The following is a 16,345-nucleotide window of genomic DNA, read 5'->3' as shown; positions in this document are numbered from 1 at the left end:
ACCAATGACACGACGGCAAAGACGTCACCACGTTCACATCTTCATCGTTTGTATGGTGATGTGTCTGGTGACGTCTTTTCTTTCAACCCGACTGGCCGCGCAAGACCTAAACGCATCATATGACGTGTTGCAAAGCTGGCAGTCGGACAACACCAGCTTACGCCCCACAACCTTCGCTGATGGCATTGTTTATGTCGCCGGGGACGTGAGTTTGGAAGCTTGGGATGTAAAAACAGGCCGCCGGGTCTGGTCCCACAAATTGGACAAAGGGGCTGATTTTCGCCCCCGCATCGCTGGGCATTTGGTTCTCGCCTTAGGGCGGAGCTACATCACCGCCTTGGACCGAAAAACCGGACACGTCGCTTGGTCCATGAAGCCTGAGCGAACGCCGGGGCTGCGCTTTGATCCCGTCGGCGCCCCGTTCGTTCACAACAATCACATTTATCTTGGCATTGGGCCGTTTATGACGGCGTTGGACCTATCAGGCGAGGTCGTCTGGTCCCATCCGACGGAGGAAAAGAAGGGCATTTGGTATGCCCCCACAACCTACGACGACGACACGGTCTTGTTCGGTCCGGGCGACGGCAAGCTCTACGCCATGGACACGGACACCGGGGCCACGAAGTGGGTCACCGACAACGCCAAAAAATGGCAGTATCTGAGACAACTTCATGTATCCGCCAACACCATCGTTGCGGGGGGGTATAAGGACAATCTGTTTGGCGTGGATGCCCAAACGGGAAAAGTTGTGTGGGACTGGTATTCGGGGAACTTCATCAATTCGCACTTGGTCTATGGCGACGCCACATATCTGTGGTCGCCGACAGGCTGGGTCTATGCCCTGAATGCGCACTCAGGTGAGATTAACTGGCGCGCCAAAAGCGATTACTTCCCCAAGGCCAGCGGCAAAAGACGGCCCTGGGCCCCTGTCATGGCGGAGCTCGTGGCCAATGACGCTGGGGTTTACGTTTTGGACATGAAAAACGTTTTGCATGTCTTGGATCATCAAAGTGGGACGGAAACAGCGGCCATCTCGTTCGAAGACCGCCTGCGCCCCTTTGTCACCCTCACCGATGTGCCTGACGAAATGTTTCTGGGCACAAACACCGGGAAAATTCTGCACGTAAAGCTGAAAAACTCGAAGCCCTGATTTTCTCAACCGGAGACCTTAAGACATGTTCAGATCGACACTCAAAGTCTTGGGGCTCCTCTCAACGCTCTTTGCATCGAACGCACTGCTTGCAGCGGACGCCTCCCCAGACATGTTGGCTGGGGGGTGCATGGCGTGTCATGGCCCGAACGGCGCCAGTGCGGGCCCCGCGATCCCGACGATTTCAGGGTTAACGAAAGACTATTTGAAATTCACCTTGGCGGACTTCAAATCCGGTTCGCGCCAATCCACCATCATGGGCCGCATGGCCAAGGGCTACACGGAAAGCGAAATTGAGGTTCTGTCTGCATATTTCAGCGCACAACCTTTTGTGATGGTTGAAAACGCCTTTTCCCCTGAAAAAGCCGCCAAAGGCAAAGAGCTCCACGCGCTGTATTGCGAACAATGTCACACCGGAAATGGGCGCGACATAACCTTAAAAGGCCCTGTTTTGGCGGGACAAGTGAAAGCCTATCTGGTCATGACGCTGGACGATTTTCAAAACAAAAGGCGTTTTACCGTGCCCAAGATGAAAGACAAGCTCAAGGCCGTAAACCGAGATCATGGCCCTGAAGGTCTCACACAAATCGTCGAGTTTTACGCCAGCCAACGGCGCAAATGATTCGCATTTACTCCGCCAAAGTCGTATACTGAAGGCCTGGGAAGAGCGGACAGTTGGATGACCTATGATCTTCGCTCCAGCACGGGTAATACCGCAATCGGAGCAACCTCAAAACACCGCACTTAATTCGACCACTCGGTACGCCGGGCAGGTCCCCGGCGTAGCCAATACGCAGGGGAGAGCGATTATGCAAGTTCCCGTCCAAATCAGTTTTCATGGATGCGATCACTCAGACGCCGTCGAAAGCGATATCCACGCCAGAATCAATAAGATCGAAGCCTTTTACGGACGAATTACCAGCTGTCGTGTGGTGGTGGAACTGCCGCACAAATCCCAGGCCCAAGGCAAGCTGTTTCATTTCAACATCGACATGACGGTCCCGGGCGCGGGCCACATCGTGCACAACGACCACGGCCAAGACCCGGCCCACGAAGACGTGCATGTGGCGCTGCGCGACGCGTTCAACGCCGTGGATCACCGGCTGAAAAAAGTCGTCGGAAAACGCCGCGACGAACAACGCCGCGCCGTTGGTTAATCACCCGACACCAGAGCAACGCGCGGGCGCAAAAGAGGCCTACGTGATCGTGCCTGATCACCTCTTTTCCAGTCCGCGCGATGCCCTGGTCCTCTAACACCTAAGGGGGCTGTTTTCGATTTGCGCGCGAAAGGCTGGAAAAGCCTGGAAATACAAGTAAAAACACACTAAAACTCTGCCCATGCAAATCGATACGTCCCGCGACAGAACCACACTCACCGCCGTATTGGGTCCGACCAATACTGGTAAAACCCACTTGGCGATGGAGCGCATGCTCGCCCACAATTCGGGCGTCATCGGCTTTCCGTTGCGCTTGTTGGCGCGCGAAAATTACGACCGCGCCGTCAAGGAAAAGGGCGCCGCCCACGTGGCACTGGTCACGGGGGAAGAAAAGATCATCCCCGCCAAGGCGCGCTATTTCCTCACCACCGTGGAAAGCATGCCGCAAACGTACGGTGAAAATCAGGTCTTTGAATTCGCCGCCATCGACGAAATTCAGATGTGTTCCGACGCCGACCGGGGCCACGTCTTCACGGACCGTTTGCTGAATTATCGCGGCAGCCAAGAAACCATGTTCATGGGCGCAGAAACCGTCAAGGGCTTGATCCAAGCCCTGGTGCCCGAGGTCGAGTTCCAAACCCGGCCCCGCCTATCGACGCTTCGCTATACCGGCTACAAAAAACTGACGCGCTTGAAACCACGCAGTTGCATCGTCGCGTTTTCCGCCAACGATGTGTACTCCATCGCCGAGCTGGTGCGCCGCCAGTCGGGCGGTGCCGCCATCGTCATGGGCGCGTTGAGCCCGCGCACCCGCAACGCCCAGGTGGACATGTTCCAATCGGGCGACGTGGACTACCTCATCGCCACCGACGCGGTGGGCATGGGCCTCAACATGGACGTGGACCACGTGGCCTTGGCCGCGACCCGCAAATTTGACGGCCGCATGATGCGCGACCTACAACCCGCTGAACTGGCCCAAATCGCAGGCCGTGCCGGCCGTCACATGAACGACGGCACGTTCGGCACCACGTCAGACATTGCCGGTCTGGGTGCGGGTATGGTCGAAGCCATCGAACAGCACACGTTCCAGCCGCTGAAATTCTTGTTCTGGCGCAATGCGGGTCTGGACTTCAGCTCCGTCAAAACGCTCAAAGCCAGCTTGGCCGAACGCCCTGAGCACGACGCCCTGCGCCGTGCGCGCGAAGCGGACGACGAGGTGGTGTTGGACACCCTGTTGAAAGACAGTGCCATCACGGATTTGGCGACCAGCAAAGACGCCGTCACCACCCTATGGGACGTGGCGCGCATTCCCGATTTTCGCAAAATCCAAACGGATGAGCATCCGCAATTGCTGGGGCGCATCTACCAACACATCACGAGCGACGCCGCCCACATCCCCAGTGACTGGATTGACGAGCGCGTCAAACGCATTCACCGCCTGGACGGCGACATCGACACCTTGATGGGCCGCATCGCCGCGATCCGCACCTGGACCTACGTCGCGCACCAAGCCGCCTGGGTCGAAAACCCGGTGGAATGGCAAGAACGCACCCGCGCCATCGAAGACGAACTGTCCGACGTCCTGCACGAAAAGCTCACCCAGCGCTTCGTCGACAAACGCACCAGCCAGTTGGTCAAAACCTTAAAAGACGACGTGCCCCTGGCCGCAGCGCTGCATGACGACGGCGCGCTGGAAGTCGAAGGCCACCACTTGGGCCATTTGAACGGCTTTCGCTTTGTGCCCACCGAAAGCGATACGTCTTTGGCCGCCAAAGTTTTGGATTCCGCCGCAGGCAAAGCGCTGCGCGACAAAATTACGGAGCGTGTGAGCTTGCTCCAAGCTGATGCCGACGGCGCGTTTACTTTCACATCCGACGGCCGCGTCGTATGGCGGGGCGAGCCTGTGGCGCGCTTTGCCAAGGGTGGCGAATTGCTCAGCCCGCGTATTGTTGCGCTCACCAGCGATCTGCTGGAGTTTGAGCAGAAAGAGGCCATCGAAGAGCGTCTGAACTTGTGGGCCAGCGATTTGATCCGTGACCGCTTGGGCCTGATGCTGGCCGCCCGCGAAGCCCCGCTGCAAGGCGTGGCGCGCGGACTGGTCTATCAGCTCACCGAAAGTCTGGGCGCCCTGCCCCGCTTTGAAGCCCGCGAAGAGATTAAAGGCTTGTCCAAAGAAGACCGCCACGAACTGCGCCGTTTGGGCATTCGTCTGGGACGCCACCTGATCTACATCCCCACCCTGCTGCGCCCTGCACCCGCAGAGCTGTCTGTGTTGTTGTGGGGCGTGTTCGAAGAAAGCGATCCGTTGTTGCCGCCACCCCCGGCGGGCCGCGTGTCGTTGAAGCGCGAAAAGCACGAACCCGAAGGCTGGCTGCGCGCCGCCGGCTTCCGTCCCGCAGGCCAGCTGTTTGTACGCGCCGATATGTTGGAACGCTTGGCCGAAATGGCGTGGAAACGCTTAGAAGCCGCCAAGGGCCCGTTTGAAGCCAACGAAGATTTCTTATCCCTTGCTGGCTGTGGTGCGGACGATCTGCCCGGCATTTTGACCAGCCTGGGCTTTCGCGCGGACAACGATGGCAAATGGTCGCCGAAAACTTGGCGCAACACGTCCAAGGACAAAGGCCGCCACAAGCCCAAACCGAACGCTAAAGACGGTGAACAGACGTCCGACGACGCCAAACCACACAAGAAAAAACGCCCCCCGAAAAAAGGCCCTCACAAAGGCGGCCCAAAAGGCAAACCGGGTGGAAAACCGGGTGGCAAGCGGCCGCAAAAACCGCGCGAACCCGCCATCGACCCCGATAGCCCGTTCGCCAAGCTGAAAGACCTTAAATTCAAGTCATGACCGCTGAGGCTTCCCCCCGCATCCGCATCGATAAGTGGCTGTGGCACGCCCGCTTTTTCAAAAGCCGCACCTTGGCGGGTAAGTTCTGTGCGGGTGGTGGTATGCGGGTCAACGACCAGCTGATCACCAAAGCCCACGTACAAGTCGGCCCCGGCGATGTGCTGACGTTTGCCAAGGGCAACCTCATCAAAGTCATCAAAATTGCAGCCCTCGGCACCCGGCGCGGCCCTGCGCCCGAAGCCCAGGGGCTTTATGAAGACTTGAGCCCGCCGCCTCCGCCCAAAAAAGAGCGCCCTTTCCAGCCCGCCAAACCCGGCGCGCGCGAACCCGGTGCCGGACGCCCCACCAAGGCCCAACGGCGCGCCATCGACAAGCTGCGCGGCGACTGATTACGACTTTCGGCGCGTAAACCTTGGTTCTATTTATCGCTCTATTACGCCCAACGTATACGGTTGTTTGCGGTGCACTACCACTTATGCCCCCCACCTTAACCCTAGGAGCGCTCGACAGCCCCCACTCAGATTGGGGATAATTATCCGAAGCTTGGGGAAGCAGGGGGCATAACTTGGGAGATGCAACGCACATGACTTTATCCGTAGACGAACTCTTGACCATCCAAGATTTACCAGAAGCGTTGCGCTCAGAGCATTGCTACAACGATTTGCAGCACGCCATGTTGGTGATTTTGTTCCGCCACGGCCTGAAGTCGCTAAAGCTCAACAAAACCGAGCTGTCGACACGCATCCTCGACAACATCACCCTGTATCTCTACATCCACTTCCTCAACGAAGAGGAAGGCATGATCTTCAAAACCAAACAAGGCTGGCTGGGCCGCGACAGTTTGGCCGAGCATAGTGAGCAGCACTTGAACTTCTTGGATTTTTGGTTCACCGACGTGCTCAAACCCTTTAAAGACAGTACTGTCCATGCTCAAGACACACTCGAAAAGCTTTCTCAGTTCTACAACATCGTTATCCAGCACATCGGCGAAGAAGACTTGCCGGCCTATGGTGTGGACGCCGTCAAAGTCGAAATGACCCGTCACGAACTGGGGCGTTTGTCGGCAACCAACCTGCCCATGTCTCCGTTTATGGCGGGCGCGCTCGATACCGTCAAAATGTTGGCTCCGCATGTGGCCAAAGCCCTCGACACCTCGCACCTGACGCCCGTGGCCTTAAAACCGATGAGCAACCTTAATTTGGTGAGCGGCATCGGTCCGATCTTGGAAGGCCGCAGCGGTTCGCTGCGCGATCGGTTTGTTCGCCAAACCTTGGGCGATCAAACCCAAGAGCCGGACAGCACGTTGCTTAAAGTGGGATAAAATCCAACAGTGTCTCTCAACGCAAAGGCCGCGCAATTGCGTGGCCTTTTTTCATTTATCGACGTTCGTGTTCAAGTAAGCTATCAATTGAAATGCGCCACCCACACTTCAGGATACCGCCATGATCGACCGTTTGGTTCAAATGTTCAAAACTCAAGAAGAGGACTTGCCGCTGTCCAAGCATGACAAGCAGCTGGCCGCCGCCGCCCTGTTGGTCGAAGCCGCCGTGATGGACGGCAATTTCGACGACGATGAACGCACCGTGGTTTTGGACTTGCTCAAAGACCGGTTCGAACTGTCCGGCGAAGACGCACATGCGCTGACGCAACAGGCCGAAACGACCGTCGCCGAGTCCAAAGAGCTTTATACCCTGACCCGCACCGTCAAAGACGCCTTCGATCACGAAGAACGGGTCGAAATGATTGAAATGCTGTGGACCGTTTCTTTGGCCGATGGCGTGATCCACGATTACGAAGCCAACTTGGTGCGCCGCGTGTCTGGATTGCTGTATGTTTCGGACCGCGAAAGCGGTGAAGCCCGCAAACGGGCCCTGACCAGTGTGGGTATAGAATAATCCTACATTTTTCGGGGATTTGTTTATCCTTGAGCCGTTCGAACAAATGGCGTAAACACGATGCAAATCCATTTAGAGATTGGAGTTGAGGATGACCTACCTCGTTGTCGAAAATTGCATTAAATGTAAATACACGGACTGTGTCGAAGTCTGCCCCGTAGATTGTTTCTACGAAGGAGAAAATTTTCTGGTGATTAACCCGGAAGAATGTATCGACTGCGGTGTGTGCGAGCCGGAATGCCCGGCCGAAGCTATTTTGCCCGATACCGAACCGGGATTGGAAAAATGGCTCGATATCAACACCAAGTATTCCGAAATCTGGCCCAACATCACCACCAAGCGTGATGCCCTGCCCGAAGCCGATGCTGAAAACGGCAAAGCGGACAAGCTTGCCGCTCTGAGCGAAAAACCCGGCGAAGGCGACTGATTGTTACTTTCCGAAAAGCGCCGCAGTTCAAAAAACTGCGGCGCTTTTTGCGTTTAAAGCCTGATTTTTGGGCTTTTTTTGATCCAAACAGGCCACTTTTGGCCAAAACCCCTGCCTGCGGGGGTGTTTTTTTGACGAAATTATGTTACATTAATGTTGAAGCTGGCCCCTGGGGGTCGGCTTTGTTTTGCCCTGAACGCTTGGTTGCTTGCACGCAGTGAAAACTGTGAGCAGCCTTTTTTCGGCATTTTGGGAACGGGTAACGCCCCCTTGAGCGACCAACGCGCACGATTTGAAAAACAAAAAGATCTGAAGGCAACACATGGCAGATAAAATGATGTTCAGCGAAGGCGACTTCGTGGTGTACCCGACGCATGGCGTCGGCAAAGTTCTTGGCGTCGAAGACCAAGAAATCGCAGGCCATCCCCTGAAACTTTTCGTCATCTCTTTTGAACACGAACGCATGACGTTGCGGGTTCCCATTGAGAAAGCGACCGATTCCGGCTTGCGCAAATTGAGCTCCAAAAAAGTTATGGAAGGCGCGTTGACCACGCTCAAAGGCCGCGCCCGCGTGAAACGCACCATGTGGAGCCGCCGCGCGCAGGAATACGAAGCCAAGATCAACTCTGGCGATCCGGTTTCCATCGCCGAAGTGGTGCGCGACCTGCATCGGCGCGCCGACCAGCCGGACCAATCGTTCTCCGAGCGCCAAATCTACGAACAAGCGCTCGAACGCCTGGCCAGCGAAGTCGCAGCCGTGGAAAAGATCGACATGGATAAAGCACAAGAGAAGTTGGAAAAACTCCTCAAAGTGGCCTAATCAAATTCCAAATAAACAAAAATCCGGAGCAGTCCAATTGCTCCGGCTTTTTTGTGTTTTGCGTTCTAACTATTTGACGACCTTCACCCGAGCCCCCCGGATCAGCGGGTCGTCGGGGCCGATGCCGTTGATGGCTTCGAACCATTCGGCTTTGTATTCGTCCACCTTCATGCTGGCGACCAAGTCGTCAAACGTTACCCCACGCCCGACCGTGACGACGCGGATTTCTTTGACTGGAACCCGGGCCGCTTCGCGTGATGTGATTTCGCGAAAGCTGTAGGTGGTGCGACGGAACGGCTCGTTCAAACGATCGGTGTCTTGCGCGTTCGAGACGAATTGCAGCATCCAATAATGGTCTCTGTCCTGTTCAATGACGATGCGCCTGACGTTCAGATTGTCTTGTCGCGCATGGCCTGTGACGGCAGGTAAGCCATTGATTTCTAGCCACTCTACCCCCTTGAGGCGGCTCGACAGCCCACCTTTCCATTTGTTGGTGAGGAACTGCTCCATGCCGCCAGCGTCTTCGACGGTCTTTTTGGAAACCCCGCGAAACTTAATGTTGTTGTCTTTTTTGTCTTTTGCCAAAACCAAGCTGGGTGAGTTTTGCAGTTCGAAGCCGTCCGGCACGCTGAACTCAAAGCGCAGTCCGGGATGGATGAACGTCTGTCCGTCGATAATGCCCTGCTCCGGATCGTCGCCGAACACCAAGCCGTCGATGCGTTTGAGAAAGCTTCTGGCGTTGCGCGTGTTAGCTTTGGCGGCTCCGCTTTTGTCGGCGAGTTTCACCGCCTGCAAGATCCGGTCAGCCGTGCGCGGGTGGGTGGCCAGCATGTTTTGGCGTTCCGACCGATCGGCATCGCCCGCCTTCAAGCCCTCGATGCGCTGTTGTGCGCGCAACTTGGTGAAAAAGCTGGTCATGGCGTCCGGGTCGTAGCCTGCGCGAATGATGTAGCGCACACCCAGCTTGTCGGCTTCCAGTTCTTGGTCGCGCGAATAGCTTTTGAGCGCCAAATTCGCCCCCAACGCGGCAATGTTTTGCGCGCCGTTCACGCCGTAAGCCCGAGACAGCACGCCCAAAACCTGCACACCCAAATTAGCCGCCATGGCGGAACTGTAGCGCTGTGCGGTGTGGCGTGCAGTGACGTGGCCGATTTCGTGGCCCAGGACGCCTGCGACCTCAGCCTCGTCACTGGCCAAGGCCAAAAGCCCACGGGTGATGTAGACATAACCGCCCGGCAATGCAAACGCGTTGACCTTGGTGTCGTTCAACACAGTGAACGTCCAATTCAAGTCCGGCAATTCGGAATATTGCGCCAATTCCTGGCCCAAATCGTCAATGTAGGCCTGCCAATCGCCAGCCGTGAACTCACCGCCGAAAGCCTTCACCATTTTGGGGTGCTCATCGGCACCGACCTGCTTTTCTTTGGCAGGCGACATAAAACCGGTGAAGCTCTGCTTTCCGGTGGCGGGATTGGTGGAACACGCCGCCACCACCACCAATGCAGGGGCGATGGCAAGCAAACGGGACCAGGTTCTAAGGGTATGTTTCATCATGACAAAATATAAGCACAATTAATATAGAATTTCCAAGCGTTCGGGGTGATCCAGCAAGATCAAAGGACCGTTTCGCGACTTCACCCAGCCGCGCACCCGCACGCGCTTGGCGCGCAACTTCAACAGATCAATGCCTTTGGCCTCAAAATCCGGGGCGCGCTTAGCGTCGATTTGAATGGTGAAATCTTTGCGCCAGTTCATGGCGAAATTGAGGTAAATACTGTTCTTCACATGCGCAACATCAAACACCCGCCCTTCGACCAATTGAAAGGTGCCCATGTCGTGACGCACGTTTTCGGGGGTACGGATGGTGTAGTACGGCAAGCCCCAAATGCCCTGCTTGTCGGCCCGCGCTTGGCGTTCGAACGCCAGCAATTCGTCGCCCAGAACACGGTTGTCGGGAAAGGTGTAAACCCGCGCAAGCCCTCGTTTCAACAGTTCCGCCTGCAGCCACAGCCCGTCCGCAGCGCGGCTTAAGTGCGCCAAAACGCGGCGGTGGCGGTCTTGGGGTGTGGGGGCCAGATGCAGCTTGACCTCTTGGTCCAGCACCAAATCTTCGACCAAGGCTTTGGCTTCCACCCCCAGCGGCCAAGCCGGGAAGTTGGGTCTGCCCAAAGGCAGCTTTGGGGCCTGGATGCCGACAAAACGCACTTGGCGGCCATCGCTTAACTTGACCGTATCGCCGTCCACGACTTCAACCACACGAAAGGTGCCGCCATCGGTCAAAGTCTCAGGCCCGGCCGAAACCGCAAGACCCGGCCACAGCAAAACCACCAACAAAGCGAAACGCAAAAACAGCATCACTAAATTCTCAATTGCTTCTTCGGACTTTTGTCCCATGTGACCTATACTAGGCTGAAACCACAAAAATATCATACCCCGAAGCAAACGATCCGAGCCTATGGATAGCAACCGCGGACCCTACCTCTACCCCCCGATCAAACCGTTTGTCGCCGACATGTTGGATGTTGGCGATGGCTATATGATCTATTACGAAATCTCTGGAAACCCGGATGGTATCCCCGTGGTGTTTTTGCACGGTGGGCCCGGTGCCGGCACCGTGCCGTCACAACGCCAATACTTCAATCCGGAAAAATACGCCATCGTCTTGTTCGACCAACGCGGCAGCGGACGCTCGCTCCCCTATGCCAGCCTGAAACACAACACCACCGACCATCTGGTCCAGGATATGGAAAAGCTACGCAAACACCTCCATCTCGACAAATGGATGGTTGCGGGCGGGTCTTGGGGCTCGACCTTGGCGTTGGCCTATGGCACCCGCCATGCGGACCGCTGCCTGGGCTTTTTGCTGCGCGGCGTGTTTTTGGGCACGGACGCAGAGGTGGACTGGTTCTTGAACGACATGGGCAAGATTTTTCCGGAAAACTACGCGGCGTTCCGGGCCCATATCGGTGATATGGATGGGGCCGAGCTGTTCGACGCGTATTGTGAAAAACTGTTCAGCGACGACGCCAGCGAGCACCTGCCCGCGGCACGGGCATGGGCGTCTTATGAAAGCCAGTGCTCCACACTGCTGCCCCACGCCACGCCCAAGGCTTCGCCTTCGTTCGATCATTACGCCCTAACTTTGGCGCGAATCGAGGCGCACTATTTCCGCAATTCCATGTTCTTGGAGCCTGGTGAGTTGATGAACCGCTTGGCGGCCATCACCCATCTGCCCGCCATCATCGTGCAGGGACGATATGACATTGTCTGCCCGTTCCACACCGCCCACGAACTCTATGAAGCGTGGCCCAACGCCGATTTGGTGGTGGTTTCAGACGCTGGACACTCGGGCATGGAACCCGGGATTGCCACAGCCATCACCCGCGCGGCAGACGCTTTGGCAGACGATCTTGGCTAAATCAGCACCCGGGCGTTGATTTTCGTGCCTTTTTCCCGTTAAATGCGACCAACATCGTGAGATTGATTTGCAAGGGGGCGACCGATGGGCCGCAACACCGTTAAAACCGCTAAATCCATGACCAAAACGGCCTTAGGCGCGTGCTTAGGATTGGCCGGATTGTGCTTGGCCTTCGCCCCTGCTGCCCAAGCCGACGACCCGGCCTTTATCTCCATCGCCGCCGGTGCCTATGACTTTAACCGTCAAAAAGACCAAGGCGCTGAGTTCCGCCTCGAATACCGTGGTGAGACGAAATACTTCGGCTTCTTAAAGCCCTTTGCAGCTGTAGCCGGGGCGACCAGCTCGTCGAGCTTTTTTGTCGGCGCGGGTGTTTTGACCGATCTTTATTGGGGCAAGCGCTTTGTCGTCACCCCCAGCTTCGCCCCGCATTATTATAATGGCGGCAATGACAAGCTGGATTTGGACTACGCCCTAGAATTCCGCTCTCAGTTGGAAGTCGCGTACCGCTTCGACAACCGCTCACGTCTGGGCTTGGCGGTTTCGCACTATTCCAACGCATCCTTAGGCGCAACCAACCCCGGAACGGAATCAGCCATGCTGTATTATTCCGTGCCTGTGGACTTCTTCGACTAAGAAACAACGCTTTCAAAACAAGCACATGCAACACGTCGTATAATCGCGGCTTGACTCTTTTTGCGTCTTCGCTCAATTTTCAACCAGACGGTTAAACCAGTTGGTTGAAAACATCATGGGCAAACCCAGTACGGACGAGATTCTCGACATCGCCACCTTAGCCTTTGGCGAAAAGGGCTATGACGGCGCGCGGGTGGATGAAATCGCCAAAGCGGCAGGCGTCAACAAAGCGACGCTGTACTATCGCATCGGCGATAAGGACGCCCTGTGGGCAGAAGTCCTCAACCGTATTTTTACAGCCAAAGTTCGACAGCTCGAAGACATGCTCGAAACCGTAAAGGCCCCCGAAGAGCGCCTGCGCACCTTCGCCCGCATTGTGATGAAGGAAAAAACCCCGGAACAATTTGGCGCGATCATGCTGCGCGAAATCGCCGATGGCGGGCGCAATTTACCCGACGCGGTCTTACCCCTGATGGGGCGCATCGTCGGCACACTTGAACAGATCGTTGCCCAAGGCGTCGAAGACGGTGTGTTCAAACCCACCAACCCGTTTTTGCTGCACATGGCCTTGGTCGGCGGGTGCACGCTGTATGCCTGCAACGGCCCCATTCGCCGCCGGGTGGCGCAAAATGCGCCCGAAGGGTCTTACATCAACACCGAACTTTCCATGGAAGACGCGGCCGACACCATCGCTGAAATGCTGATGTCCGGCGTGCGCAGGTAAGGAACTCCCACATGGTACAAACACTTCGCCAACGCGTTGAAGACGGCTTTGAGGCCTTTGGCCGCTGGATCACCCGCCGGGCTTGGATCGTCTTGATCCTGTCTCTCGCGGTTGTGGGTGGGCTTGCCTCCAACCTGCCCAAGCTGGTGATGGATACGGCCACCGAAAGCTTTTTGCACGACGACGACCCAGCACTTTTGGCCTACAACGATTTTCGCGATCAGTTTGGGCGCGACGAGCTGGTCATCGTAGCGGTGGAAACCGGCGACATCTTCGATCCGGCGTTCTTGACAAAATTCAAGCTGCTGCATGACGAGCTGGAAGCAAAAACCCCGTACCTGGACGACATCACCAGCCTGATCAACACGCGCAACACGTTTGGGCGCGAAGACGAACTTTTGGTCGAAGACCTATTCGAAAACTGGCCGGACGATTTGCAGCGCGTGGATGAAAAGCGCAAACGCGCCGCCGACAATCCGCTGATGATCAACACCGTCATGTCGGACGACAACACCATCGCCACCATCGTCATTCGCACCGACGCTTATAGCTCCGAAGGCCAAACCATGGACGATGCCCTGGACGGCTTTGACGATTTCGACAGCCCCGCCCAAGCCCCGCCTGCACAGCGCAAGTTCCTCACCGACGCGGAAAACTCCGAACTGGTCGGTGTGGTGCAAGACGTTGCATACGCGTATGAGGCCGATGGCTTTAAAGTCTATGTCTCCGGCTCCCCGGTTGTGGCGGACACCTTAAAACGCAACATGCAAACCAACATGAAACGGTTTACCTTGTCCGGCATCGGCGTCATTGCGCTGGTTCTATTGGTCATGTTCCGCCGCCCCAGTGGCGTCGTGCTGCCCATTTTGGTGGTGGTCTTCTCGCTGTTGGGCACGCTTGGCCTGATCCCGCTTTCGGGACGCGCCTTTACCTTGCCGATGCAAATTCTGCCGTCATTCTTGTTGGCGGTTGGGGTTGGGGCGTCGGTTCACCTGCTCGCCATCTTCTTTCGCCAAGTGCAAAAAGGGTCCAGCACCCACGACAGTGTGGTCTACGCCATGGGCCATTCGGGCCTGCCCATCGTCATGACGTCCTTAACCACTGCGGCGGGCTTGGCGTCGTTCGCAGGCGCCGAAGTCGCACCGATTGCCGATTTGGGCGTGATCGCGTCGGCCGGCATCATGTTGTCGCTGTTTTTAAACCTGACGTTTTTGCCTGCCGCGTTGAGCCTATTACCACTGAAAGCCAAATCATCCGTGCGGGCCAATGAACGCCATGAACGCATGGATAAATTGCTCACTGGGGTCGCCGCATTTTCGACCGCCAAACCGTGGTTGATTTTGAGCGTCTCCGCCATCGTGTTGACCCTCGCCTTTGGCGGCATCACGCAGCTTCGCTTTTCCCACCAGCCGTTCACCTGGATTCCGACGTCCGAGCCCTCGCGGGCTGGCCTGGATTTCATCGACCAACGCCTCAAAGGTGCCAGCACCATCGAAGTTCTGGTCGACACCGGCGAAACCAATGGACTGTATGCACCCGACGTCATGAAAGGCCTGGACGCCCTCGGCCCCAAGGTCGAAGGCCTGAATATGGATCACATCACCATCGGCAAAACCCTATCGCTGGCGGACATCTTGAAAGAATCCAACAAAGCGCTGCACGCCAACGATCAAGCCCACTACGCCATTCCCGACAACCGCGACTTGATCGCGCAGGAACTGTTTTTGTTTGAAAACTCCGGCTCTGACGACATGGAAGACTTCGTCGACAGCCAGTTCCAACACGCGCGCTTCACCATCAAAATGCCGTGGGTCGATTCGGTCTATTTACAAGATTTGGACGCAACACTGATCGACACGTTCCAAGAAACTTTGGGCGATGGTGTGAAGCTAACGGTCACCGGCATGAACGCCCTGTTGGGCCGCACCATGCAAGCCACCATTTATTCCATGGCGGAAAGTTATGTCATTGCCGCAGGCGTGATCGGCTTGATGATGATCGCGTTCTTGGGCAACGTGCGTTACGGCCTGGTCAGCATGATCCCCAACTTAACCCCCATCGTCGTCACGTTGGGTATGATGGGCTGGTTGGGTGTGCCGTTGGACATCTTCACCATGTTGATCGGCTCCATCGCCATTGGTCTGGCGGTGGATGACACCATCCACTTCATGCACAACTACCGCCGCTATCACCATGACACCGGCAGTGTTGAAATCGCGGTGAAAGAAACTTTGCTGGGCACCGGGCGCGCCATGTTGGTGACGTCGGTGGTGTTGGCGCTGGGCTTCTTCATCTACATGTTTTCGATCATGCACAACCTGTTCAATTTCGGTTGGTTGACGGGCACGGCCATCATCTTGGCCTTGTTGGCCGACACGTTCTTGGCTGCGGCCTTGATGCGTGTGTTGGACAAAGCCCACCTGATCCCCGACGATAAAGATTATTGAGACCGGAGAAACCTTCATGAAACACATCCTTGCTTTTGTCTTCACCGCCCTGGTGTTTGCCCTTCCCGCACACGCCGCCGATTTGACGGCGCGTGAAATCATGGAGAAAGTCGACGACCGTGACGATGGCGACAACCGGATTTCGCAAATGCGCATGCTCTTGCTGGACAAAAACGGCAATCAACGCATGCGCCATATGAAGTCCTTCGACAAGGACTTGATCAATGAAAAGGGTGAAGAAGACCGGCGACGCATCATGTTTTTCATAGAACCCGCAGACGTCAAAGACACGGGCTTTTTGACCTATGACTATGACGCTTATGAAAAAGACGATGACCAGTGGCTTTACTTACCTGCGTTAAAAAAGACCAAACGCATTGCCAGCTCCGACAAGTCCGGCAGCTTCATGGGATCGGATTTCAATTATTCCGACATGACGCGCAAGAACTTAGACGCCTATGACTTCAAAATCTTAAAAGAAGCCAAGGTCCACAACGCCGACACTTGGGTCATAGAAGCCTTGCCCAAAACCAAGGCAGAAATTGACGAGACCGGCTACAAAAAATCCGTCCTGTTTGTGCGCAAAGACAATTTTGTCGTGGTGCGCGGCGTCAACTGGACGGCGACGGGTGGCAAGCTCAAGTATTTAGACGTCAGCGGCCTGGAGCTCATCGACGGCATCTGGACCATCACGCGCATGACCATGACCACGAAGAAAAACAAAGTCACCGAACACGGCACCGAGCTCAGCTTCATCGGCACCCAATACAATCAAGACTTGGACGAAAGCCTGTTCACCTTGCGCCGTTTGGAAAAGGGTCTCTAAGCG

General features: G+C 56.2%; 16 protein-coding genes. 14 read left to right on the top strand and 2 right to left on the bottom strand.

Annotation, left to right across the window (positions count from 1 at the left end):
* Positions 1–67 precede the first annotated feature (67 nt).
* The 9 genes from V5T82_RS12650 (at position 68) to V5T82_RS12610 (ending at position 8,294) form a co-directional block, all read left to right on the top strand.
* Positions 68–1,150, top strand: coding sequence for an outer membrane protein assembly factor BamB family protein (locus V5T82_RS12650; RefSeq protein WP_332896012.1), 1,083 nt, complete (start codon positions 68–70; stop codon positions 1,148–1,150).
* A 25-nt stretch (positions 1,151–1,175) separates the two neighbouring features.
* Positions 1,176–1,772: a c-type cytochrome gene (locus V5T82_RS12645; RefSeq protein WP_332896011.1), complete on the top strand. Its 597-nt coding sequence runs from the start codon at positions 1,176–1,178 to the stop codon at positions 1,770–1,772.
* Between the two features lie 187 nt (positions 1,773–1,959).
* Positions 1,960–2,307 carry an HPF/RaiA family ribosome-associated protein gene (locus V5T82_RS12640; RefSeq protein WP_332896010.1) on the top strand — a complete coding sequence of 116 codons (348 nt, stop codon included), beginning with the start codon at positions 1,960–1,962 and terminating at the stop codon, positions 2,305–2,307.
* A gap of 181 nt (positions 2,308–2,488) precedes the next feature.
* The gene (locus V5T82_RS12635; protein ID WP_332896009.1) at positions 2,489–5,152 is read left to right on the top strand and encodes a helicase-related protein; all 2,664 of its coding nucleotides are present in this window, start codon (positions 2,489–2,491) and stop codon (positions 5,150–5,152) included.
* Positions 5,149–5,541: an RNA-binding S4 domain-containing protein gene (locus V5T82_RS12630; RefSeq protein ID WP_332896008.1), complete on the top strand. Its 393-nt coding sequence runs from the start codon at positions 5,149–5,151 to the stop codon at positions 5,539–5,541. The genes V5T82_RS12635 and V5T82_RS12630 overlap by 4 nt, the downstream gene beginning before the upstream one ends.
* Positions 5,542–5,735: 194 nt before the next feature.
* Positions 5,736–6,473, top strand: a complete 738-nt coding sequence (locus V5T82_RS12625) for a hypothetical protein (RefSeq protein WP_332896007.1) — start codon at positions 5,736–5,738, stop codon at positions 6,471–6,473.
* Between the two features lie 121 nt (positions 6,474–6,594).
* Positions 6,595–7,047: a tellurite resistance TerB family protein gene (locus tag V5T82_RS12620; RefSeq protein ID WP_332896006.1), complete on the top strand. Its 453-nt coding sequence runs from the start codon at positions 6,595–6,597 to the stop codon at positions 7,045–7,047.
* A 91-nt stretch (positions 7,048–7,138) separates the two neighbouring features.
* Positions 7,139–7,474: a ferredoxin FdxA gene (gene fdxA / locus V5T82_RS12615; RefSeq protein WP_332896005.1), complete on the top strand. Its 336-nt coding sequence runs from the start codon at positions 7,139–7,141 to the stop codon at positions 7,472–7,474.
* A gap of 322 nt (positions 7,475–7,796) precedes the next feature.
* The gene (locus tag V5T82_RS12610; protein WP_332896004.1) at positions 7,797–8,294 is read left to right on the top strand and encodes a CarD family transcriptional regulator; all 498 of its coding nucleotides are present in this window, start codon (positions 7,797–7,799) and stop codon (positions 8,292–8,294) included.
* A gap of 69 nt (positions 8,295–8,363) precedes the next feature.
* On the opposite strand, the gene V5T82_RS12605 is transcribed toward V5T82_RS12610, so the two are convergent.
* A complete protein-coding gene (locus V5T82_RS12605) occupies positions 8,364–9,848 on the bottom strand; it encodes a M48 family metalloprotease (RefSeq protein ID WP_332896003.1) in 1,485 nt (494 codons plus the stop codon).
* Between the two features lie 18 nt (positions 9,849–9,866).
* A complete protein-coding gene (locus V5T82_RS12600; protein WP_332896002.1) occupies positions 9,867–10,688 on the bottom strand; it encodes a thermonuclease family protein in 822 nt (273 codons plus the stop codon).
* A 61-nt stretch (positions 10,689–10,749) separates the two neighbouring features.
* On the opposite strand from V5T82_RS12600, the gene pip reads away from it, so the two are divergent.
* From pip to V5T82_RS12575, 5 genes are all read left to right on the top strand, one after another.
* Positions 10,750–11,712, top strand: coding sequence for a prolyl aminopeptidase (gene pip, locus V5T82_RS12595; RefSeq protein ID WP_332896001.1), 963 nt, complete (start codon positions 10,750–10,752; stop codon positions 11,710–11,712).
* A gap of 84 nt (positions 11,713–11,796) precedes the next feature.
* Entirely contained in the window at positions 11,797–12,345 is a 549-nt protein-coding gene (locus V5T82_RS12590; protein WP_332896000.1) for an acyloxyacyl hydrolase, read from the top strand.
* A 115-nt stretch (positions 12,346–12,460) separates the two neighbouring features.
* Positions 12,461–13,069 carry a TetR/AcrR family transcriptional regulator gene (locus V5T82_RS12585; RefSeq protein WP_332895999.1) on the top strand — a complete coding sequence of 203 codons (609 nt, stop codon included), beginning with the start codon at positions 12,461–12,463 and terminating at the stop codon, positions 13,067–13,069.
* Between the two features lie 11 nt (positions 13,070–13,080).
* Positions 13,081–15,516, top strand: coding sequence for an efflux RND transporter permease subunit (locus tag V5T82_RS12580; protein WP_332895998.1), 2,436 nt, complete (start codon positions 13,081–13,083; stop codon positions 15,514–15,516).
* A gap of 16 nt (positions 15,517–15,532) precedes the next feature.
* Entirely contained in the window at positions 15,533–16,342 is an 810-nt protein-coding gene (locus V5T82_RS12575; RefSeq protein WP_332895997.1) for an outer membrane lipoprotein-sorting protein, read from the top strand.
* Positions 16,343–16,345 lie beyond the last annotated feature (3 nt).

This window comes from Magnetovibrio sp. PR-2 (assembly GCF_036689815.1).
Taxonomy (GTDB): Bacteria; Pseudomonadota; Alphaproteobacteria; order Rhodospirillales; family Magnetovibrionaceae; genus Magnetovibrio.
The sequence above is the reverse complement of the archived record's forward strand: the minus strand, read 5'-3'. Positions and strand labels throughout refer to the sequence as shown.